Genomic DNA, 437 nt, shown 5'->3' on the forward strand with positions numbered 1-437 from the left:
GTGAAAGGCGCGTTCAACGAGCTGCCGCAGGAGGGATATCCTGATGTCCCGTCTGGAATGCTTCGTTGCTCGGTAGCCGACCTCACAAAAATCCTGCGTGGCATGCTTGGCGGAATAACCGGCCAGTGCGCGATTTTGTCGCCACGCGCAGTAGCCGCCATGTTGCACGACCAGGTCGATCCGGAACTGGTTTCGTACCAGGGGCTGGGCTGGGTTTCTGAGCCGATCAACGGGCACGATTTCGTCGGGCATTCCGGCAGCGACGTGGGCGCCTCCAACATGGTGGTCCTGACGCGGGATCAAACCCATGCGGTCGCCGTGCTGATGAACATCGAGGGCACCAAGAAGACCGGCGATTTCAGGGCCTCGGTGATCGAAGACCTCGTCGTAGGGGCCAAGCTTGCGAGATGGTGAGGCAGCTAACCACTCAGGAATGC

1 protein-coding gene is annotated in these 437 nt (G+C 60.4%); it reads left to right on the forward strand.

What is annotated here, in order from left to right:
* A partial coding sequence (locus tag EN884_RS38210) for a serine hydrolase (RefSeq protein WP_164895528.1) occupies positions 1-414 on the forward strand: 414 nt, incomplete at its 5' end.
* Between the last annotated feature and the right edge of the window lie 23 nt (positions 415-437).

The sequence above is a fragment of the Mesorhizobium sp. M7A.F.Ca.AU.001.01.1.1 genome (genome assembly GCF_004022735.1).
GTDB classification, from domain to species: Bacteria; Pseudomonadota; Alphaproteobacteria; order Rhizobiales; family Rhizobiaceae; genus Mesorhizobium; species Mesorhizobium ciceri.